At 61.8% G+C, this 22300-nt stretch carries 17 protein-coding genes; 7 read left to right on the top strand and 10 right to left on the bottom strand.

Features of this window, described 5'->3' with window-relative positions; genetic code table 11:
• Nucleotides 1-51 precede the first annotated feature (51 nt).
• The 3 genes from proS to FHT79_RS20875 are packed head-to-tail and all read left to right on the top strand — an operon-like array spanning nucleotide 52 to nucleotide 3392.
• Nucleotides 52-1374: a proline--tRNA ligase gene (gene proS, locus FHT79_RS20865; protein ID WP_097623007.1), complete on the top strand. Its 1323-nt coding sequence runs from the start codon at nucleotides 52-54 to the stop codon at nucleotides 1372-1374.
• Between the two features lie 15 nt (nucleotides 1375-1389).
• Nucleotides 1390-2694: a lipoprotein-releasing ABC transporter permease subunit gene (locus FHT79_RS20870; protein ID WP_047616538.1), complete on the top strand. Its 1305-nt coding sequence runs from the start codon at nucleotides 1390-1392 to the stop codon at nucleotides 2692-2694.
• A gap of 14 nt (nucleotides 2695-2708) precedes the next feature.
• Nucleotides 2709-3392, top strand: a complete 684-nt coding sequence (locus FHT79_RS20875; RefSeq protein WP_047616540.1) for an ABC transporter ATP-binding protein — start codon at nucleotides 2709-2711, stop codon at nucleotides 3390-3392.
• A gap of 8 nt (nucleotides 3393-3400) precedes the next feature.
• Here FHT79_RS20875 and FHT79_RS20880 read toward each other — a convergent pair whose 3' ends face one another.
• Nucleotides 3401-3865 (bottom strand): DUF5680 domain-containing protein, encoded by a 465-nt coding sequence (locus FHT79_RS20880; RefSeq protein ID WP_183904024.1) that lies wholly within the window; start codon nucleotides 3863-3865, stop codon nucleotides 3401-3403.
• A gap of 501 nt (nucleotides 3866-4366) precedes the next feature.
• On the opposite strand from FHT79_RS20880, the gene dnaE reads away from it, so the two are divergent.
• Entirely contained in the window at nucleotides 4367-7864 is a 3498-nt protein-coding gene (gene dnaE, locus FHT79_RS20885) for a DNA polymerase III subunit alpha (protein WP_183904025.1), read from the top strand.
• An 11-nt stretch (nucleotides 7865-7875) separates the two neighbouring features.
• Here the strand turns inward: dnaE and FHT79_RS20890 are convergent, their stop codons facing one another.
• A complete protein-coding gene (locus tag FHT79_RS20890; protein WP_183904026.1) occupies nucleotides 7876-9132 on the bottom strand; it encodes a L,D-transpeptidase family protein in 1257 nt (418 codons plus the stop codon).
• 91 nt (nucleotides 9133-9223) lie between these two features.
• Nucleotides 9224-10516 carry a DNA polymerase IV gene (locus FHT79_RS20895; protein ID WP_183904052.1) on the bottom strand — a complete coding sequence of 431 codons (1293 nt, stop codon included), beginning with the start codon at nucleotides 10514-10516 and terminating at the stop codon, nucleotides 9224-9226.
• Between the two features lie 75 nt (nucleotides 10517-10591).
• Between FHT79_RS20895 and FHT79_RS20900 the strand changes: the two genes are divergently transcribed.
• Nucleotides 10592-11179 (top strand): GNAT family N-acetyltransferase, encoded by a 588-nt coding sequence (locus FHT79_RS20900; protein WP_183904027.1) that lies wholly within the window; start codon nucleotides 10592-10594, stop codon nucleotides 11177-11179.
• Here the strand turns inward: FHT79_RS20900 and FHT79_RS20905 are convergent.
• Entirely contained in the window at nucleotides 11154-11828 is a 675-nt protein-coding gene (locus FHT79_RS20905) for a hypothetical protein (protein WP_183904028.1), read from the bottom strand. The genes FHT79_RS20900 and FHT79_RS20905 overlap by 26 nt on opposite strands.
• A 2-nt stretch (nucleotides 11829-11830) precedes the next feature.
• On the bottom strand, nucleotides 11831-12139 hold the full coding sequence (locus FHT79_RS20910; protein ID WP_047616556.1) for a DUF3572 domain-containing protein: 309 nt from the start codon (nucleotides 12137-12139) through the stop codon (nucleotides 11831-11833).
• Between the two features lie 132 nt (nucleotides 12140-12271).
• Here FHT79_RS20910 and FHT79_RS20915 point away from each other — a divergent pair, with 132 nt between their 5' ends.
• The gene (locus FHT79_RS20915; RefSeq protein ID WP_003547430.1) at nucleotides 12272-12643 is read left to right on the top strand and encodes a response regulator; all 372 of its coding nucleotides are present in this window, start codon (nucleotides 12272-12274) and stop codon (nucleotides 12641-12643) included.
• Nucleotides 12644-12661: 18 nt separating this feature from the next.
• Nucleotides 12662-14035 (top strand): PleD family two-component system response regulator, encoded by a 1374-nt coding sequence (locus FHT79_RS20920; RefSeq protein ID WP_183904029.1) that lies wholly within the window; start codon nucleotides 12662-12664, stop codon nucleotides 14033-14035.
• Nucleotides 14036-14784: 749 nt separating this feature from the next.
• On the opposite strand, the gene rpmG is transcribed toward FHT79_RS20920, so the two are convergent.
• From rpmG to topA, 5 genes are all read right to left on the bottom strand, one after another.
• Nucleotides 14785-14952: a 50S ribosomal protein L33 gene (gene rpmG, locus FHT79_RS20925; protein WP_003587245.1), complete on the bottom strand. Its 168-nt coding sequence runs from the start codon at nucleotides 14950-14952 to the stop codon at nucleotides 14785-14787.
• 92 nt (nucleotides 14953-15044) lie between these two features.
• Nucleotides 15045-16229 (bottom strand): MFS transporter, encoded by a 1185-nt coding sequence (locus tag FHT79_RS20930; protein ID WP_063474318.1) that lies wholly within the window; start codon nucleotides 16227-16229, stop codon nucleotides 15045-15047.
• 310 nt (nucleotides 16230-16539) lie between these two features.
• A complete protein-coding gene (locus FHT79_RS20935; protein ID WP_047616564.1) occupies nucleotides 16540-16992 on the bottom strand; it encodes a DUF983 domain-containing protein in 453 nt (150 codons plus the stop codon).
• A gap of 123 nt (nucleotides 16993-17115) precedes the next feature.
• The gene (gene rnr / locus FHT79_RS20940; protein ID WP_183904030.1) at nucleotides 17116-19488 is read right to left on the bottom strand and encodes a ribonuclease R; all 2373 of its coding nucleotides are present in this window, start codon (nucleotides 19486-19488) and stop codon (nucleotides 17116-17118) included.
• Between the two features lies 1 nt (nucleotide 19489).
• Entirely contained in the window at nucleotides 19490-22144 is a 2655-nt protein-coding gene (topA, locus tag FHT79_RS20945) for a type I DNA topoisomerase (RefSeq protein ID WP_183904031.1), read from the bottom strand.
• Nucleotides 22145-22300 lie beyond the last annotated feature (156 nt).

A 22300-nucleotide genomic window follows, 5' to 3' on the forward strand; every position in this document is an offset into this window, starting at 1 on the left:
ATTGCCTTCGATTCCGCTTGCTGCGGGATCTCAACTGCTCCGGAATCCGCCATGCGTCTGTCCCGCTTTTTCATGCCCATCCTCAAGGAAAATCCCAAGGAGGCGGAAATCGTCTCCCACCGGCTGATGCTGCGCGCCGGCATGATCCGTCAGCAGTCGCAGGGCATCTATTCCTGGCTGCCGCTCGGCAAGCGCGTGCTCGACAAGGTCAACGCCATTATCCGCGACGAGCAGAACCGCGCGGGCGCCATCGAGCTGTCGATGCCGACGCTGCAATCGGCCGAACTCTGGCAGGAAAGCGGCCGCTATGACGCCTACGGCAAGGAGATGCTGCGCATCAAGGACCGCCAGGATCGGCCGATGCTTTACGGCCCCACCAACGAGGAGATGGTAACGGATATTTTCCGCTCTTCCGTCAAATCCTACAAGGACCTGCCGCTCAATCTCTATCACATCCAGCTGAAATTCCGCGACGAGATCCGTCCGCGCTTCGGCACCATGCGCTCGCGCGAATTCATGATGAAGGACGCCTATTCCTTCGATCTGACGCGCGAAGGGGCGGAGCATTCCTACAACAAGATGTTCGCCGCCTATCTCAGAACCTTCGATCGGTTGGGCCTGCGCGCCATTCCGATGCGCGCCGACACCGGCCCGATCGGCGGCAATCTCAGCCATGAGTTCATCATCCTCGCCGATACCGGCGAATCCGAAGTCTTTTGCCACAAGGACTTCGTCGGCTTCGATATTCCCGGCGAACACATCGATTTCGACAGCGTCGAGGGCCTGCAGGCGATCTTCGACAAGTGGACCTCGCTCTATGCGGCGACCTCGGAAATGCACGATGAGGCGGCTTTCAACGCCGTTCCCGAAGGCGACCGGCTTTCGGCGCGTGGTATCGAGGTCGGCCACATCTTCTATTTCGGCACCAGATATTCCGAGCCGATGGGCGCAAAAGTGCAGGGACCGGACGGCAAGGAGCACTTCGTCCACATGGGTTCCTACGGTATCGGGCCGACACGCCTTGTTCCCGCCATCATCGAAGCATCGCATGACGACAATGGAATCATCTGGCCGGCATCGGTCGCGCCCTTCGATGTTGTGGTGATCAACATGAAGGCGGGCGATCAGGCCTGCGACGATACCTGCGAGCTGATCTATGCCGCGCTGAGCAAGGCCGGCAAGGATGTGCTCTACGACGATACCGACGATCGGGCCGGCACGAAATTCGCGACCGCCGACCTGATCGGCGTGCCCGTCCAGATCATCGCCGGCCCGCGCGCGGTCGCCAACGGCGAAGTTGAAGTGAAGGACCGCAAGACCGGCGCCCGCGAAACGATGACCATCGAAGCGGCGATCAACCGGTTCGTGGCTTAAGGAAACGGAGGCGAAATGGCAGAGGCAGCAGTGGACCGGAGTTCAAAATCCGGCTTGGGTCCGGCTGGCAAGCCATTTTCCACCTTCGAACGCCTCGTGGCGTGGCGTTATCTGCGCGCCCGCCGCAAGGAGGCCTTCATCTCGGTGATCGCCGGCTTCTCCTTCGTCGGCATCATGCTGGGCGTTGCGACGTTGATCATCGTCATGGCCGTTATGAACGGCTTCCGCACCGAGCTCGTTTCGCGCATTCTCGGCATTAACGGCCACATGATCGTCCAGCCGGTCGACGGCCCCTTCACCGATTATCCCGCTCTCAGCGGCAAGCTCGCCGCCGTACCCGGCGTCAAGATGGCGCTGCCCTTGGTGGAGGGCCAGGTGCTCGCTTCCGCCCAGGCCGGCGGCAGCACCGGCGCGCTGGTGCGCGGCGCCCGCGCCGACGACCTGACCAAGCTCAAGACGATCTCCGACAACATCAAATCCGGCGATATGGTAGGCTATGCCTCCGGCGACGGTGTGCTGATCGGCACCCGCATGGCCGACCAGCTCGGTCTGCGCGTCGGCGATCTCATTACGCTGACGTCGCCAGATGGTGACATCACGCCGATGGGCGTCAGCCCGCGCATCAAGTCCTACAAGATCTCAGGCCTCTTCGAGATCGGCATGTCGGAATATGACTCCTCGATCATCTTCATGCCGCTCGAGGAAGCGCAGCTCTATTTCAACGCCGAGGGGCTGGTGCAGTCGATCGAGCTCTTCGTCGACAATCCGGACGATATCGACGATCTCAGGCCCAAGGTGGAGGAGGCGGCCGGCCGCCAGATCGCCATTACCGACTGGCGCCAGCGCAACCAGACCTTCTTCTCCGCACTCCAGGTCGAGCGCAACGTCATGTTCATGATCTTGACGCTGATCGTGCTTGTCGCGGCGCTGAATATCATTTCCGGCCTCATCATGCTGGTGAAGGACAAGGGCAGCGATATCGCCATTCTGCGCACCATGGGCGCCACCGCCGGTGCGATCATGCGCATCTTCTTCATGACCGGGGCAGCGATCGGCATCGTCGGCACTATTGCCGGCGTTCTGCTCGGCGTTCTCGTCTGCGTCAACATCGAATCTGTCCGCCAGTTCTTCTCCTGGATATCAGGCACCGTACTCTTCAATCCGCAGGTCTATTTCCTCAGCCAGCTGCCGGCCGAAATGGATCTCAGCGAAACGATCTCGATCGTCGTCATGGCGCTGACGCTGTCCTTCATTGCGACCATTTTCCCCGCCTGGCGTGCCTCAAAGCTCGATCCGGTGCAGGCCCTGCGCTACGAATAAGGAATGCCGCCTTCATGAAACGCAACGTCGTTCTCAAGCTTACCGGCGTCGAGCGCCATTACGGGCAGGGCGATACGCTGCTCCCGATCCTGAAGGGCGCAGATTTTTCGATATCGAAAGGCGAAATCGTCGCTCTCGTCGCCCCTTCCGGCACCGGCAAATCGACGCTGCTGCATGTCGCCGGCCTCCTGGAGCATCCGGACGGCGGTGAAGTCAACATCAATGGCCATGCCTGTGACGGCCTGAGCGACGATAAACGTACCGCGATCCGCCGCAGCGAAATCGGCTTCGTCTACCAGTTCCACCACCTGCTGCCGGAATTCTCGGCGCTCGAAAACATCATGATGCCGCAGCTGATCGCCGGGCTTTCCTGGAAGGAAGCCGGAGAGCGGGCCGGCCAGCTTCTCGATTATATGCGCATCGGCCATCGTGGTTCGCACCGCCCGGGCGAGCTTTCCGGCGGCGAGCAGCAGCGCGTTGCGATCGCCCGCGCCGTCGCCAATGCGCCGACCCTGCTTCTTGCCGATGAGCCGACCGGCAATCTCGACCCGGAAACGGCAAGCTACGTCTTCGACGCGCTGGAAGCGCTGGTGCGCCAGTCCGGCCTTGCCGCCCTGATCGCCACCCACAATCACGAGCTTGCCCGCCGCATGGATCGGCGCGTCACGATCTCCGACGGCAAGATCGTTGATTTCTGAGGCTGTGCTCAGGGGATGACCAGCCCGCCGCGATAATCGAGCGCATAGGCCTTCCGGCCGTCGACCATGATGCATTCATGGCCGGTGAACCGCGCGCAGCCGCCTTCGCTGCTATCGATATAGCGGCCGAACGGATGATCGAATTCCATGCCGTCCAGAAACCGGCCCTCTCGATACATCGCCGAAAGTGCAGCCTTGATCACCGCTCCGGCTGCTGTGCCGTCGATGAGCTCAGGCGCAATGACGCAGCCGAAATAATTCATCGCCCAGGCGGGCTCTCCGGCAAACCACACCACTTCCTGCCCGGCGAAATCGGTGCCGCCGAAATAGCTGTCGAGATAGCGCCAGTCACCGCGTTCGTAACCGATATCGTGGGAACCCGGCCGGCACGGCGCGCGCGGCACGCCGCCCCCGACATAGGTCGCAGCCTTCGCCTCCACGATGAATTCATTCAGCATCGCAATGTCGAGCATGTCGTTCTCCTCTCAGCCCGATGCTGGCAAATAGGTCGCGACATGTAAAGAACAAAAAGAGAACTTCTGGTGGAATAAGCGCATCACTTTGAGGGGAAGGCGGCCGCCCGAACACGATGTCTGGTCTGTGGGGGCGGGGGAAGGGCATGACGGCCCCAGATCACAACAAGTGCCAGTTCGTGCGATTCGCCGCGCGCATCCGGGATTTTCCACATGCAAGAAAGAAGGAAAAGATTCCTGTTGACAACGGAACATACATGGAACAAAGTGAAAACATAACGAGTAAAGGAGAGCCCGATGACTGACATGATCCGTGATATCGCAGCATTCACCTCCATCGCAATGTTCGTTGCCAGCTTCTCGCTCATCGTGATGGCGATCTAAAGTTTTCAGGGGACCGCATGGCAATCATGCGGTCCGGAGGCGGGACTTCTTCTGGACATCATCGCCCTCTATGCCGACAATGCGTCCGATTCATTCGGGTGATTGGGAAGGCATGTCATGGCGGATACGGCAAAGGGTTCAACGGGTGAGGCGACCGGCGGCACGCCGGGTTTCATCCACCTGAGGGTCCATTCCGCCTATTCGCTTCTCGAGGGCGCTCTGCCGCTGAAGAAGATCCTCTACAAGGCGACCGGCGACAGCCAGCCGGCGATTGCGATCACCGACACCAACAATCTGTTCGTCGCCCTCGAATTCTCCCAGAAGGCGATGGACGAGGGCCTGCAGCCGATCATCGGCTGTCAGGTCTCGATCGACATGGGAGACGGGTTGGAAACGGAAAAGCGCGGCGGCCAGCAAGCCCTGGTCAAGCTGCCGTCGATCGTTCTTCTCGCCGCGACCGATGCCGGCTACGAACGGCTCGTCGATCTCGTCAGCCGGGCCTATCTCGGCGGCGAAAGCAACCAGGCCGTTCATATCAAAGCCTCCTGGTTGGAAGAGGCCGGCACGGAAGGGCTGATCGCATTGACCGGCGCCCCGACCGGCCCGGTCGACATGGCGATCAGGGAAGGCCATCCCGCCCAGGCGGAGGCCCGACTGCTCATGCTGAAGCGCCTCTTCGGCGACAGGCTTTATGTCGAGCTGCAGCGCCACGGCACCTACGACAAGCGGCACGAGCAGAAGATTGTCGGGCTTGCCTATGCCCACGACCTGCCGCTGGTTGCGACCAACGAGGCCTTCTTTCCGACGCGCGACGATTATGACGCCCATGATGCGCTGATGGCGGTCGCGCACAACGCCATCGTCTCCGACGACAGCCGCTTTCGCCTGACGCCCGATCACTATCTGAAGAGCCGGGCCGAGATGGCCAAGCTCTTCGCCGACCTGCCGGAAGCGCTGGAAAATACCATCGAGATCGCCAGGCGCTGCTCCTTCGTGCTGAAGACCAGAAAGCCGATCCTGCCGCGCTTCACCGGTGCGACCGACGATGCCGAGGAGGCCGAACGCGCCGAGGCGAGCGAGCTGCGCCGCCAGGCGGTCGAAGGGCTGGACATGCGGCTGGCCACGCTCGGCATGTCGCCGGGTTACGAGGAGAAGGATTATCGCGAGCGGCTGGATTTCGAGCTCAGCGTTATCGAACGCATGCGCTTTCCCGGCTACTTCCTGATCGTTGCCGACTTCATCAAATGGGCCAAGCAGCATGACATTCCCGTCGGTCCCGGCCGCGGCTCGGGCGCCGGTTCGCTGGTCGCCTATGCCTTGACGATCACCGACGTCGATCCCTTGCGTTTTTCGCTGCTCTTCGAGCGCTTCCTCAATCCCGAACGCGTCTCGATGCCGGACTTCGACATCGACTTCTGCCAGGACCGCCGCGAAGAGGTGATCCGCTACGTCCAGACCAAGTATGGCCGCGAGCAGGTGGCGCAGATCATCACCTTCGGTTCGCTGCAGGCGCGCGCCGCCCTTCGCGACGTCGGCCGCGTGCTTGAGATGCCCTATGGCCAGGTCGACAAGATCTGCAAACTGGTGCCGAACAACCCGGCCAATCCGACCCCGCTGTCCAAAGCGATCGAGGAGGAGCCGAAGCTGCAGGAGGAGGCGGCGAAGGAACCGGTTGTCGCGCGCCTGCTCGATATCGCCCAGAAGATCGAGGGACTTTACCGCCACGCCTCGACCCATGCCGCCGGCATCGTCATCGGCGACCGCCCGCTTTCCAAGCTGGTGCCGATGTATCGCGATCCGCGCTCCGATATGCCGGTCACCCAGTTCAACATGAAATGGGTCGAGCAGGCGGGCCTGGTCAAGTTCGACTTCCTCGGTCTGAAGACGTTGACGGTGCTGAAGGTCGCCGTTGATTTCGTCGCCAAGCTCGGCGTCAAGGTCGATCTCGCGGCCATTCCTCTCGACGACAAAAAGACCTACGAGATGCTGTCGCGCGGCGAGACGGTCGGCGTGTTCCAGGTGGAAAGTGCCGGCATGCGCAAGGCGCTGATCGGCATGAAGCCGGACTGCATCGAGGACATCATCGCGCTGGTGGCGCTCTATCGTCCGGGCCCGATGGAGAACATCCCGACCTACAATGCCCGCAAGCACGGCGACGAAGAGCTGGAATCGATCCATCCGATGATCGACCACCTGCTCAAGGAAACGCAAGGCGTTATCGTCTATCAGGAGCAGGTGATGCAGATCGCCCAGGTCCTGTCCGGCTATTCGCTGGGTGAAGCCGACCTTCTGCGCCGCGCCATGGGCAAGAAGATCAAGGCCGAGATGGACCAGCAGCGCGAGCGCTTCGTCGTTGGCGCCGTCAAGAACGGTGTGTCGAAGCCGCAGGCCGACAATATCTTCGAACTGCTGGCGAAGTTCGCCAATTACGGCTTCAACAAGTCGCATGCCGCCGCCTACGCCATCGTCTCCTACCAGACGGCCTACATGAAGGCGCATTATCCGGTCGAATTCCTCGCCGCCTCGATGACGCTCGACATGTCCAATACGGAAAAGGTCAATGATTTCCGCCAGGATGCCAAGCGCCTTGGCATCGAGGTGATCGCACCCTCGGTGCAGACCTCCTTCCGCCATTTCGAAACCGGCGACAACCGCATCTACTACGCGCTCGCCGCCCTCAAAGGCGTCGGCGAATCCGCCGTCGACCATATCGTCGCGGTGCGTGGCGATAAGCCTTTCGCCAGCATCGAGGATTTCTGCCTGCGCATCGATCCGCGCCAGGTCAATCGCCGCGTGCTCGAAAGCCTGATCTATGCCGGCGCCTTCGATTGTTTCGATATGGACCGCGCCCAGCTTGCAGCCGGCCTCGACCGCATCCTCGGTTATGCCCAGCGCGCCCAAGAGAACAAGCTGAGCGGCCAGTCGGACATTTTCGGCAGCACGCTGACCACGGGACCGGAGAAAATCTCCCTGCCGCCGTTCTCGCCCTGGCTCCCCTCGGAGCGGCTGCTGAAGGAATTCCAGGTGTTGGGCTTCTATCTCACGGCCCACCCGCTCGATTCCTACAACAACATCCTGCAGAAGATGCGGGTGCAGACCTTTGCCGAATTTTCCCAAGCGATCAAACAGGGCGCGGCCAATGCTCGGCTTGCCGGCACCGTCATCTCCAAGCAGGAGCGCAAGACCCGCACCGGCAACAAGATGGGCATCATCGTCTTTTCGGATTCTTCCGGCCAGTTCGAAGCGGTGCTGTTTTCGGAAATGCTGAACCAGTATCGCGACGTGCTGGAATCCGGCAAATCCTTCGTGCTGACCGCCACCGGTGAGGAGCGGCCGGAGGGCATCGGCCTGCGCATCCAGACGATCCAGTCGCTGGAGGAAAAGTCGCTGCAGATGCAGAAGGCGCTGCGCGTCTATATCAGAGATTCCGGACCGCTCAGGATGGTCGCCGGCCACTTGAACGCCAAGGGCGACGGCCTCGTTTCCTTCATCGTCATCAAGGAGGAGGGCAAACGCGAGGTGGAGGTGGCGCTGCCGGAGAAATACCGCATCACCCCTGAGATCGCCGCCGCCCTTCGCGCCGCCCCCGGCGTTGTCGACGTCGAACTGGTTTGATCAGCCCCGCGTCACCCGCGGGTGATCGTGATGAAATCCGTGCCTTCGCCGGTCTCCCGGCCGAGGCCGGTATCGGAGATCGTCAGTGTCGAGCCGGGCGCGATCAGCGCATCGATCCTGCGGCGGGTCTCGTCGGGGATCGTGATGCGGCTGAGTGAACGGGCGATCGGCCTGCCTGTGACGATCGAGCTTTCCTGATTGGTGATGCCGAGCCGCTTCATCGTCTCGCGGGAGAGATTGTTCTCTAGCGTAATGCCGAGCCAGTCCGCCGTACCGGCCTTTTCATCGACAGCATGCAGCGTGAAGAAATGTGTGCCGAGCGCCAAGCCCGGATCGGCGATCGTCACCGGCGCTTCGAAGATCGGCTTGAAGGCCTGCCGCACCATGATGACGCCGTTCGGCGGCTGACCCTTGCCGGTTGCGGCATAAACTTCCTTGAGGAGCGCGTCGGAGACCAGGCTCCTGTCGCCGGCAAATTCTGCCGGCCGCAGCGCCTTGAAATCCCTGATCGCCTGCACGGTCGACGGACCGAGCAAGCCGTCCGGATCGCCGGCGGAAAAGCCGAGCTGGTTGAGCAGGGTCTGGATGTCGATCACCGTCTCGCGCAGCGTCCGGCGCGTGACGAGCATGCTGATCGGCTCGGACGGCGGCTCGGGTTCGGGTGTTGCGGCCGGCTGTATTGCCGGCATTGGCATCGCAGCCGTGTCGTTCATTGCCACCTGCACCGGTTTTTCGGGGCTGTCGGGCATGGAGGGCCGCAGTTCGACATCCGAAAGCAGCGGCATCGGCGCCGGTGTATCCGGATGGAAAAGGGTGGGATGGTCGATCGGCTGCGGCACGACTTCGCCGTCGCTGATGATGACCGGAACACCAGGGTCGGTCATCCCATAGAGCATTTTGGCGAAGGCGCCGGGCATGCGCACGCAGCCATGCGAGGCTGGATAACGCGGCACGGAATTCGATTCATGCAGCGCGATGCCGGACCAGGTCAGCCTTTGCATGAACGGCATCGGGGCGTTGGAATAGAGATTGGATTCGTGGTATTTCTGCTTTTCGAGCACCGAGAAGATGCCGCTCGGCGTCGTGTGACCGTCCTTGCCGGTCGAGACCTTCGAGGTCGCGACGACCTCGGTGCCATCATAGACCGCAAGCGACTGCTTGTCCTTCGAGACGATGATCTGCAGCGTGCGCGCATCCGCAGCGAGAGCAGGGTGCACGAGTGCGGTGGCCGACAGCAAGCCGAGGCCGAAGACGAGACGCGAGAACATGATACCCAACCATACGCAATACTGCCCGGCAGATTATGGGACGAAGTTTAAGGAAGATTTTATAGGCCGGGCTTGATGTTGCCCTCACGCGTTAGTGATCGCGCTTGCCGCTGCCGAAGGTGTAACCGGTCTCGACCGTCTTCGTGCCGAACTTGTCGCGCAGCTTGTCCATCGCCGCTTCGGCGGCCGCTCGCCGGCCCGATTGCTGGTCGATGAGGTCGGGCGGATCGGCGCGGGCGGCATCGCCGAGATCGGTGACGCCGATGCCGAGCAGTCGGAACTTCGTGCCGTCGGTCTCCTTTTCGAGAAGCTCGAGCCCGGTGCGGAAGATCTTGTCGGCAAGCTGGGTCGGGTCTTCGAGCTTGCGGTTGCGGGTGCGCGATTTGAAATCGGCGCTCTTCATCTTCAGCACCACGGTCTGGCCGGCAATGCCGCTTTTCTTCAGCCGCCAGGAGACCTTTTCGGAGAGGTTGCGCAGGATCGGCACCAGCTCCTCATAACGCGAGATGTCGTCGAAAAAGGTCGTCTCGGACGAAACGCTTTTGGCCGCATCGTTGAGATGCACCTCGCGGTCGTCGATCCCACGCGACAGCCGTGCGAGCCGCTGGCCGATGCTGCCATAGCGGCGCATCAGGTCGTTCTCCTCCATCTGCTGCAACTGGCCGATGGTGCGGATGCCGTCCGCCTCCAGCGTCGCTGCAAAGGCCTTGCCGACGCCCCAGATCGTGGTGACCGGACGCGGCGCCAGGAATTCGACCGCTTCCTCACGGCCGATGACGGAAAAGCCGCGCGGCTTCTGCAGGTCGGAGGCGACCTTGGCGAGGAATTTGCAGTAGGAAAGCCCGACCGAAACGGTGATGCCGATTTCCTTTTCGATGCGGCGGGCGAATTTGGCGAGCGTGCGCGCTGGCGGATCGTGATGCAGCCTCTCGGTGCCGCCAAGCTCCAGAAAGGCCTCGTCGATCGACAGCGGCTGCACCAGCGGCGTCAGATCCTGCATCATGGTCCGCACCTGCCGCCCGACCCGGACATATTTTTCCATGTTGGGGCGGATGACGATCGCCTCTGGGCACGCCTCCAGCGCCTTGAACATCGGCATGGCCGACCGCACGCCGTGGATGCGGGCGATGTAGCAGGCGGTGGACACCACACCGCGTTTGCCACCGCCGATGATGACGGGCTTGTCGGCAAGGTCAGGATTGTCGCGTTTCTCCACCGCTGCGTAGAAGGCATCGCAATCGATATGCGCAAGCGTCAATGCGTAGAGTTCACGATGGCGCACGAGACGGGGGCTGCCGCAGGAAACGCAGCGGCGCGCCTCGCCCTTCTGCTCGGCAAGGCAGTCGCGACAAAAGCCGGGTGTCTTGTCAGGCGCAGGCGTCATGATGAGAACAAAGATTGAACGCCGGGACATTACGCCTTAAGCTTCCGAGTCACAAGAGACGCGGGAGCTTTGCCTTTGGATAACGACCTTCGTTTCGAGCCGGTCACCTTAGAGCGCTGGGACGACTTCGAAATCCTGTTCGGGCCGCAGGGTGCCTTCTATAACTGCTGGTGCGTCGCGCTGCGCCTGCCGCATGCGATCAGGACCGAGATGGCGGCCGACGAGCGCAAGGCGCATATGCGGGAGCGGATCAAGGCAGGCCCGCCGCCGGGCATCCTCTGTTATGCCGACGGCGCGCCGGTCGCCTGGGTGCAGGTCGGGCCGCGTCACGACGTGCCGCAGTTCAATTCGCCGCGCACCGTCTCGCGGCCGCTGGAGGAAGACGATGCGCATGATCCGTCCATCTGGGCCGTCAGTTGCTTTTTCCTGCTGCCCAAACTGCGTGGCAAGGGAATGAGCCATCGCCTGCTCGCCGCCGCGATCGATCATGCCCGGCGCCAGGGAGCGCGGCGGCTCGAAGCCTGCCCGATCGATCATGTGAAGCAGTCGAAATCCGTGACGCTCTGCATCGGCTCGACGGCGATCTTTGATGCCGCCGGTTTCGAAACGGTGGCGCGGCGCAAGGACGGCCGTCCGCTCATGCGGCTGGAACTGCGCGAGTGACCGCGCCGGACAGAAAATGCGCCTCGATGAGTTCGGCCACATGCGTCCAGTCCGTAGCGCGGGTAATGTCATCGGCGGCGGCCGGTGCGAAACGATGGACAGGTGAGTTCGGCATCAGATGAATGAGCAGGCAATCGGCGACGTGATCCCTGACGGAATGCAGATTGCGCGCCATATCATCGATGAAGACGACGGGAAGGGAGCGGCTGGCATGCAAGGCGTGAACGATCGGCCCCTTGGGCTGTTCGGTGGCAAGCAGCGGAAAAAGCAGGCCCATCCTGTCCAGCAGGCGACGGCGCTGGTCCTGGAATCGCGGCTGCATGGCCGTCAGGAAAAGCACATCGGCTTCTTCGGAAAGCCGGTCGAGCGTTTCGACGACGCGATCGAGCGGCGTCTGCCACTGCTCCTGCGCTTCGAAGAACTCCTCGATCAGCCGACTGACCTGCTGATCCTCGATCTCCGTGCCATCCGCCTGCGAGACGATGTTGCCGTGAAGCCGGAACGATCGCGGCAGAAACGCATGCCCCTGGCTCTCGAGGAAAAGCTGGAAGGGATCGATGAACTGCAGGACGACGTCGTCGACGTCGCAGACGATCAGCGGCCGTTCGCCGAGGCGAATATGCGAGATGTCGAATTCCCCGGAGGTCACGGTCAGTATTCTCCGGAATCGAGGCCCGGCGAAGAGAAATGCCGCCAGGCGGCGGTCACCGTCTCCGGGCTTATGCCGCTTGCCGCGCAGAAGGCCAAGGCCGTCGGTTCGTGGTTCATCAGGAAATCCATCATGCCGGCGAGAAATCCCGGATCGTTGACGGCGTTGCGCACCTGGCCGGGCGCCACACCCGTCAGGGCGAGAAAGCGGCCGAACATGTCGGGATCGCCGGCAAGCCAGCCGAGCACGGCAATCGCCGTCTCGTGCGGGTCGGCTGCCAGTTGTTTCGATGTCTTGAAGTTGCTTTGCATTTCGCGGGGTAAGTTACCTTTTCTTCAACCAAATACCGGTAGCGTGCGCTATCGGTTTCACGCAGCTTTTGTCCGCATGTGCCTTTCTCATGGGACGAACCGCTGCGCGAACGGACGTAGGGACAGCTTGTCATGCCCAAACAGGTGATGATTGTAGAAGATAACGAGCTCAACATGAAGCTCTTTCGCGACCTCATCGAGGCGTCCGGTTATACCACGATCCAGACCCGAAACGGCATGGAGGCGCTGGATCTGGCGCGCAAGCATCGCCCCGATCTCATCCTCATGGACATTCAGCTTCCCGAGGTCTCAGGCCTCGAAGTCACCAAATGGCTGAAGGAAGACGACGAGCTGCATGTGATTCCCGTCATCGCCGTCACGGCTTTCGCGATGAAGGGCGACGAGGAGCGGATCCGCCAGGGCGGCTGCGAGGCCTATGTTTCCAAGCCGATCTCGGTTCCAAAATTCATCGAGACGATCAAGACCTATCTGGGCGATGCTTGACGCATCGGAAAGACACTTATGACTGCGCGAATACTGGTGGTTGACGATATTCCGGCCAACGTGAAGCTGCTTGAGGCGCGGCTGCTCGCGGAGTATTTCGACGTGATGACCGCAGCCGACGGCTACACGGCGCTGGCGATCTGCGAGCGCAACCAGGTCGATCTCATCCTGCTCGACATCATGATGCCCGGCATAGACGGTTTCGAGGTCTGCGAACGGCTGAAGGCGAGCCAGAAGACAGCCCATATTCCAGTCGTCATGGTCACCGCGCTCGACCAGCCGGCCGATCGCGTGCGCGGCCTGAAGGCTGGCGCCGATGATTTCCTCACCAAGCCGGTCAACGATCTGCAGCTGATCTCTCGGGTGAAGAGCCTGCTGCGGCTGAAGACGTTGAGCGACGAGCTGCGCATCCGCTCCGATACCGCCCATACGATGGGCATCGACGACCTCGCGCGAGCAGGCGAGGGCCGCGCCGATGAGACCGCTCAAGTGTTGCTCGTTGACGGCCGCGCCAATTCGCAGGAGCGCCTCGTCAAGGCGCTGAAGCCGGTCGCCGACGTGCTTGCCCTTTCCGATCCGCAGGCTGCCCTCTTCGAGGCGGCCGAAAGCGCCTTCGATCTTGTCATCGTCAATGCCAATTTCGATGACTACGATCCGCTTCGCCTCTGCTCGCAGCTGCGCTCGCTGGAGCGCACGCGCTTCCTGCCGATTTTGATCATCACCGAGCAGGGCGCGGACGACATGGTGGTGCGCGCGCTCGATCTCGGCGTCAACGATTACATCATCCGCCCGGTCGATCCCAACGAGCTTGTTGCCCGCAGCCTGACGCAGATCCGCCGCAAGCGCTACAACGACCGCCTGCGCGCCAGCGTCAAGCAGACGATCGAGCTTGCCGTCACCGATCCGCTGACCGGCCTTTATAACCGGCGCTATCTCGACAACCATCTGAACGTACTCTTCAACCGTTCGATGGCCCGGGGCCGACCGCTTTCGGTGTTGATCACCGATATCGATCGCTTCAAGCAGGTAAACGACACCTACGGCCATGACGGCGGCGACGAAGTGCTGCGGGAATTCGCAAATCGCGTCCGTTCGACCATCCGTGGCGCCAATCTCGCCTGCCGCTACGGTGGCGAGGAATTCGTCGTCGTGATGCCCGACACCTCGCCGGAAATTGCCGCTACTGTAGCCGAGCGCCTGCGCGCGGCGATCGAAAGCGCTCCCTTCATGCTGAAACACGCCGGCCAAGCGCTGAACGTCACCGCTTCCTTCGGCATCGCCTCGCGGATTGCGGCGGTACTGACCCCGGACCAGCTGATGAAACAGGCGGATCTGGCCCTTTACGAGGCCAAGAATACCGGCCGCAACCGCGTGGTCGCCGCAGCCGCCTGACGAATCAGTTGCCGCCATAGGCACCATTTGCGGGTTTTCCACCGCTGTAAGCCAATCGTTACCGATTTTTAATCTTCGCTTATGCAATGCGGGGCGAAAATTTTGCAACTCAATAGCCCAAAAATGGACCATCGGCGTTGCTGCGGATATGTCGACCTGCGACAGTGTTGAGGATGTCTGGCCGCTGGCTCAAGATGAAATGGAGACTATAAAAAATGCCTGTCGCCGGAAGGGCCAAATAGACTGCGGCGACGTCACCTCACGTAAGGGGAGGGGAGGCGTAAGTTGTTAAGTTATATTGTCGAATTTCTTGGGATGGTCCAACTCTAGGCTTCAAGCCCAAGCAGAGCCGACAAATCTTTGTATGTCCCAAATCTGGACTTTTAACCATAGAATCAGGCTAACAAATTTCACCATTAAGAATTTGTTGATTTTCTTTCATTTCTGCGCAAATTATCGGCTCATAAGAGAAGCGCTCCCGTTGAGGAGTTGTCGATACCCCATGATGCTCAGGTCCGCCGCATCTCCTGGGTCGTGGGGTCGGTCGGCTAGTAGGCAAGTTATAGCGGTTCCTCGTGCCGTTTTGCATGCTGGCCGACCCCCTTTCACAAAAACGCCGTCACTTCCCGAAGATGGAAGGGCGGCGTTTTGTCTGTTTGCGCTATCATCTCTCAAAGACGATCATCCGGACAATAAAAAACGCGCAACCCGAAAGCGCGCGCTTTTTTGAAATCCGTCAGCTCAAGCGATTACTTGATCTTGGTTTCCTTGAACTCGACATGCTTCTTAGCAATCGGGTCGTACTTCGTCTTCGTCATCTTGTCCGTCATCGTACGGCTGTTCTTCGTCGTGACGTAGAAGAAACCGGTGTCGGCTGTCGACAGCAGCTTGATCTTGATTGTTGTAGCCTTGGCCATGGTCGTCCTGCCTTTAAGAAAATGAAAGCCGTGGAAGCCGGATGGGCTCCACGGCAAATTCTGGCGCGAAACTACGAATCCAGCCCGAAAAGTCAAGTCCGTTTTCGAATGAACATCAGTCTGATGCCGGAAAGTAGGGCGTACAGGCCGAAGAAGGCGGCAATCGCCCAGGCAAAACCATTATTTCCAGCGACATCGATCGCCGCGCCGATCGCCTGCGGCCCGGCCACGGTTCCCATCGCATAACAGAAGACGAAGGCAGCATTGGCCGCCGCAAGGTCGGAACCCGTCAGCCGCGAGCCGAGATGGCTGAGTCCGACCGTATAGAGGCCGGAGACGCAGCCGCCCCAGAAAAGCAGGAGCCCGGCCATCAGCAGCCAGTTGTCGACCAGCAGAGGCAGCATCATCGAGCCGATGAACCCCATCAGCGCCATGGCAGCCAGAAGCGGCCGCTTGTCGCCGATGCGGTCGGAGAGCAGGCCGAGCGGGATCTGAAAGATGACGTTGCCGACACCCATCATGGTCAGCAGAAGTGCTGCCTGCGATTCGGTGAAATGGGCGCGCACGGCAAAGATCGGGAAAAGCGACAGCCCGCCCGCTTCGACCGCGCCGAAGATGAAGACCGCCGCCGTCGCCGTCGGCACCAGGAAGACGTAGCGCATGAAATGCAGCTCCGGTTTTTCCTCGAGCACCGGGCTTTCGTCGCGGGCGATGAAGATCGGGATGGCGGCAAGCAGGATGGCGGCGGCGCCGATGAGGAAGGGGAAGATGCCGTCGCTGCCGAGGATCGAAAAGAGCAGCGGCCCGGCCGCAAAGCCAAGGGAAAGCACCGTCGCGTAGATGCCGAGCACGAAGCCGCGCTTGGAAGGCGGCGAAGCGGCATTGATCCAGAATTCGGAGAGGATGAACAGCGTCGTCGTCGCGCCATGGAAGGCGAAACGCAGCGGAAACCACATCCAGAAATCCTCGGCGTAATAAAAACCGAGCGCGCTCAGCGCCGAAATCAGCACCGCCCAGAGCATCGTCGGCGCAACGCCGTATTTATGGGCAAGCTTGGTGGTGATTGGTGCGGCGGCCATCGCCGCAACCCCGGCCATCGCCGTGTTGAGCCCGATCAAGGTGGACGAGATGCCGCGTTTTTCGAGGATGATGCTGAGAAGCGGGAGTCCGAGGCCGATTGCTATGCCGACGGCTGATATGGACGAGATGGCTGCCACCAGAGAAGGCCAATGGATTTCCTCGACATCGCCCGGTGTGCCGTTTCTCGGCTGAGACATTTATCCATCCTTAGAAAGCTACGCGAGCGAACCGGCCTGTCACCTCGCATAGAAAGACACAGGCGTGCCAAATCCAGGTGACGGGCAGCGTTTCGCAGTATTTCCGATGTGAGTGACCACCTGCGGAATGTAAAGCCTGTTCAGACAAGAAAAGCGTACCATGTCAAGTCGTTGAGGATCGTCGGCTGCCGCGTTCGGGTGGTGATCGGTGGAGCGCTGGCACTACACGTTAAATATGTCTGGAAGGTGAAGGCGCTAAAGTGCGTCGCGATCTTTCAGATTCGCGGCTCGCGCTTTTGCTCGACATGCTCTAATCCGGCCGGCCGGGGATGTCATAATCGTCCGCACCATCACTCTCCCCGCCGAAACCGTGCATGCGCAGCGCCCACTGCAGGCCGATGACGCCGCCCTTGATAGGCTGGATCGAGGCGAGCGCTGTGATGACGGTGATCGGCGCCCAGATGGCAAGGTGCACCCAGACCGGCAGCACGAAAGTCAGGTCGGTCAGCATATAGCCGCCGACCACGACGTGGCCAAGGACGAGAATGACGATATAGGGCGGCAGGTCGTCGGCGCGTTGGTGATGCATCGCCTCGCCGCAGGCCGCGCAATGATCGACCGGTTTCAGGAAGGCGCGAAAGAGCTTGCCGTTACCGCAGGCCGGGCAGCGGTTCATCAGCCCGCGCATGACCGAGCGCCCAACCGGACGCTCGACCTCGGGCGCATCTCCGTAGCGGACCGCCGGATCGGTCGGTGTGATCATCGCCTGTTCCTCTTTCGGACATAGAGCCCCGTGCGTCCTTTCGGACGCACAAAGAACGCTCTAACTCTTTCAATCCTTGCATCGCGCTTTTCGAAAATCGATTCCGATTTTCGAGCCGGTGGGCTAGTGCCGTCCGCGCGGCGGCCTCGTTCCGGGTTTCTTGCGGACCTGGCCCCTGTCGCGGCGGCCCGCTTTGTGGAAGGAGCGCACCGCCGTCGGCATCTCGCGGCCCTCGCTGATCATCTCGAAACGCAGCGCGCCGGCAAGCGGGATCGCTTCGGCAAGCTTCACGGTGACGCTGTCGCCCAGGCGATAGCCGAGCCCCGTTCGTTCCCCCGACAGCGCCTGATGCGCCTCGTCATAGATGAAATAATCGGTGCCGAGCGTAGATATAGGGACGAAGCCGTCGGCGCCATAGTCCGGCAAGGCGACAAAAAGCCCCGATTTCGTCACGCCCGAGACCCGCCCGGCAAATTCCTCGCCGACGCGGCCGCTCAGATGATGGGCGATCAGCCGGTCGACCGTCTCGCGCTCGGCGGCCATGGCGCGGCGCTCGAAGGTCGAGATTTCGGCGGCGATATCGTCGAGTGCCGCCTCTTCGTCGGGCGTAATGCCGCCTTCGCCGAAGCCCAGCGAACCGACGAGGGCGCGATGCACGATGAGATCGGCGTAGCGGCGGATCGGCGAGGTGAAGTGGGCGTATTTCATCAGGTTGAGGCCGAAATGGCCGATATTCTCGGGACCGTAGATCGCCTGGCTCTGCGAACGCAGCACCATCTCGTTGACCATCGTCTGGTGCGGCGTACCGTCCGCCTTCGCCAGAATGCCGTTGAAGCTGTTGGCGCGCATATTGCCGCCCTTGGCAAGCGAGATGCCGAGTGTCGCCAGGAACTCGCGCAGGATTTCCTGCTTGGCGAGCGTCGGGCCGTCATGGATGCGGTAGATCAGCGGCTGGCGTTTCTTTTCCAGGGTCTCGGCGGCGCAGACATTCGCCTGGATCATCATTTCTTCGATCAGCTTGTGCGCATCGAGCCGCGGCGGCACGAAGACCCGGTCGACCGTGCCGTCGGGCTTCAGCAGGATCTTGCGCTCCGGCATGTCGAGTTCCAGCGGCTGGCGCCGGTCGCGTCCGCGCTTCATCACCTCATAGGCGTGCCAGAGCGGCTTCAGGATCGGCTCGAGCATCGGTCCGGTCTGATCGTCCGGCTTGCCGTCGATCGCCGCCTGCGCCTGCTGGTAGGAGAGCTTTGCGGCGCTCTTCATCATGATGCGATGGAAGGTGTGGCCGATCTTGCGGCCTTCCGCGGAAAAGCTCATGCGCACGGCGAGCGCCGGGCGGTCGACGCCTTGCTTCAGCGAGCAGAGATCGTTGGAGATGCGCTCCGGCAGCATCGGCACGACGCGATCCGGGAAATAGACCGAGTTGCCGCGCTTCAGCGCCTCGCGGTCGAGCGGCGAATTGGGGCGGACATACCAGGAAACGTCGGCAATCGCGACGGTGACGAGGACGCCGCCGGGATTGTCGGGCGAGGGGTCGAGCTCGGCATAGACCGCATCGTCATGGTCCTTGGCGTCGGCCGGATCGATGGTGATCAGCGGCACGTCGCGCCAATCCTCGCGATGCGACATGTTGGCAGGCTTGGCGTCATCCGCCTCGGCGATGACCGCAGGCGGGAAGACATGCGGGATGCCGTGTGCATGGATGGCGATCATCGAGATCGCCTTTTCCGAACCGACGGAACCGACGACGGAAAGCACCTTGGCGCGCGGCAGGCCGAAGCGGCCGAGACGGGCGACTTCCACTTCGACCAGGTCGCCGTCCGCGGCGCCGCCGGTGAAGTCGGGATCGATCACCATTTCCTCGCCGCGCCGTTCGATCGGCAGCAGCCGGCCACCGCCGCCGGGTGCTGCGCGGAAGACGCCCATCGAGGCGCCGCGGCGCCTGTCGATCACCTTGATGATCCGCGCCGTATAGGCCGGCCCGCCGCGATCGACGGCCGGGAAGATCTTTGCCAGGATGCGGTCGCCGAGGCCGGCGACGGGCGCCTTGCCCTTGCCCCGGTGGCCTGCGGGCGATTGCTGGCGGATGGCGACGGCGGGTGCGACGCCCTGGTCCTCCGGCCATTCCGCCGGCCGGCCGATCAGATCGCCATCCTTGTCGCGTGTGGTGATATCGAGAACGGTGACGGGCGGCAGCGCGCCGGGACGGATCAGCGACTTGCGGTTCTTCTGCAGCATGCCTTCCTGCTCGAGTTCCTGCAGCATGTGCTTGAGCTCGACGCGGCTGTCGCCCTTCAGGCCGAAAGCCTTGGCGAGTTCGCGTTTGGAGGCTTTCTGCGGATGATCGGCGATGAAGCGCAGGATCACCTCGCGTGAGGGCAGGGCGCCGTGGACGATGTTCAGCGGCTCGACGGCGGGAGCATCCTTGCCCGAGCGGCCGATCTTGCCCGGGCGCTTGCCCGCGGGGTTCGTTCTCTCGCGCGGTATCCTGCTCACGTCAGCCCTTTTTCGATTTCGCCGGCGCTTTCGCCTTCGTTGCCTTCGGCTTGGCCGCCGTCTTGGTGGTCTTGGCTTCGGCGGCCGCCGCCTTCGGCTTGGCCTTCGCCTTTGCCGTCTTGCCTGCAGGCGCCTTGCCGGCCTTTTCGGTGATCAGCGCGAGCGCTTCCTCGACGGTGATCGCCTGCGGGTCCTTGCCCTTCGGCAATGTCGCATTGACCTTGCCCCAATTGACGTAAGGTCCGTACTTGCCGTCGCGAACGGTGATGGGGCCGCCATCAGGATGATCGCCGAGCGTCTTCAGCGCCGCCGGTGTCCCGCGCGAACCCCGCCCCGGCGGCTGGTTCGCCTTTTCGGCGATAACAGTCACGGCACGGTTGAGGCCGACCGAGAACACGTCCTCGACGGTTTCCAGATTGGCATAGGAACCGTCATGCAGGAGGAACGGCCCGTAGCGACCGATGCCGGATGAGATCATCTTGCCCGTTTCGGGGTGTTTGCCGATATCGCGCGGCAGCGAGATCAACGCCATCGCCTTTTCATAGTCGATATCCTCGGGCTTCCATCCCTTCGGCAGCGAGGCGCGTTTGGCTTCCTTGCCGTCGCCGCGCTGTATATAGGGGCCGAAGCGGCCGGACCGCAGCGTCAGCTCCTCGCCGGTCGTCGGATCGGTGCCGAGGTTCTTCGGCTCGTTAAGGGCAGCACCGTCCGCCTCTCCGCCGTTTTCGGAGGAGAGCTGGCGGGTGTAGTTGCAATCCGGATAATTTGAGCAGCCGACGAAGGCGCCGTATTTGCCGAGCTTCAGCGACAGGTTGCCGGTGCCGCAGACCTGGCAGATCCGGGGATCGCTGCCATCCTCGCGCTTCGGGAAGACGAGCGGCGCCAGCGCCTCGTTCAGCGAATCGAGCACGTTGGTGACGCGCAGTTCCTTGGTGTCCTCGATCTGGGCGAAGAAATCCTTCCAGAAGTCGCGCAGCACCTGCTTCCAGTTCAGCTCGCCGGCGGAAATCCGGTCGAGCTTCTCTTCGAGATCGGCGGTGAAGTCGTATTCAACATATTTGGTGAAGAAGCTTTCGAGGAAAGCGGTCACCAGCCGGCCCTTGGCCTGCGGGATAAGCTTGCGCTTGTCGATCGTCACATAGTCGCGGTCGCGCAACGTCGCCAGCGTCGCGGCATAGGTGGAGGGGCGGCCGATGCCGAGCTCTTCCATCTTCTTGATCAGCGAGGCTTCCGAATAGCGCGGCGGCGGCTCGGTGAAATGCTGCGTCGAGTTGATCTTCTGCTTGGCGAGCGTCTCGCGTGCATTGATCTCCGGCAGGCGGCTATCCTCGTCGCCGTCGTCACTCTGCTCGCCGTCCTCCTTCTGGTCGGTATAGGCGGCGATGAAACCGTCGAAGCGGATGACCGAACCGACGGCGCGCAGCCCGGCCTTCTCGCCCTTGTTGTCGGCGGTGATTTCAGCCGTCGTGCGCTCGATTTCGGCCGACGCCATCTGGCTGGCGATGCCGCGCTTCCAGATCAGGTCGTAGAGGCGGATCTGATCGGCATCGAGGAATTTGCGCACGCGGTCGGGCGAGCGGTAGAAATCGGTCGGACGGATCGCCTCGTGCGCCTCCTGGGCGTTCTTGGCCTTGGTGGAATAGAAGCGCGCCTTCTCGGGCATATAGCGCTCGCCGAACTGGTCGACGATGGCGCGGCGCGCCGCATCGATCGCCTCGGGCGCCATCTGCACGCCGTCGGTTCGCATATAGGTGATGAGACCGACCGTCTCGCCGCCGATATCGACGCCTTCATAGAGCTTCTGGGCGATCTGCATGGTGCGCGAGGCGGAGAAGCCGAGATTGGAGGAGGCGGCCTGCTGCAGGGTCGAGGTCGTAAACGGCGGTCCGGGATTGCGCTTGACCGGTTTCGCTTCGACGGAGTCGACGATATAGCTTGCGCCTTCGAGCAATGCCTTGAGCTTGCCGGCATCCTCGCCGTTGCCGATCGCGCGCGGCTGCAGCCGTTTGCCATTCGCCGAAACCAGCCTGGCCTCGAACTCGTCGCCGCGCGGTGTCTTTAGAAGGGCCGAGATGTTCCAGTATTCTTCCGAAATGAAGCGTTCGATCTCGGATTCACGGTCGCAGACCAGACGAAGCGCCACCGACTGGACGCGGCCGGCCGACCGGGCGCCGGGCAGCTTGCGCCAGAGCACCGGCGAAAGATTGAAGCCGACCAGATAGTCGAGCGCGCGCCGCGCCAGATAGGCGTCGACGAGCGGCACGTCGATGTCGCGCGGATCGGCCATCGCGTCGAGCACCGCCTTCTTGGTGATGGCGTTGAAGACGACGCGTTTGACCGGCTTGCCGTTCAGCACGCGCTTCTTGTTCAGCATATCGAGAACGTGCCAGGAAATCGCTTCGCCTTCGCGATCCGGGTCGGTCGCGAGAAAAAGGCCGTCGGAGGATTTCACCGCATCGGCAATATCCTTCATCCGCTTTGCGGAGGCGCTATCGACCTCCCAAAGCATTTCGAAATCCTGATCAGGAAGAACTGAGCCGTCCTTGGCAGGCAGATCGCGCACATGGCCGAAGGAGGCGAGCACTTTGTATCCCGGACCCAGATACTTGTTGATCGTCTTGGCCTTGGCAGGCGATTCCACCACTACAACATTCATGATGATTCTCTAAAAAGGAAACGACGCCAGCGTTGAAGCCAGCGCGACACACACCGAAAGATGGATCCCGGCCCTCCGACATGGACAGGGAAATCGCCGCGGTCAAGGGGTTTGCTACAATTTTAGTTCTTGCATCCGGTGCAGCCGAAGGGAGTT

This window comes from Rhizobium sp. BK212 (genome assembly GCF_014197475.1).
GTDB classification, from domain to species: Bacteria; Pseudomonadota; Alphaproteobacteria; order Rhizobiales; family Rhizobiaceae; genus Rhizobium; species Rhizobium anhuiense.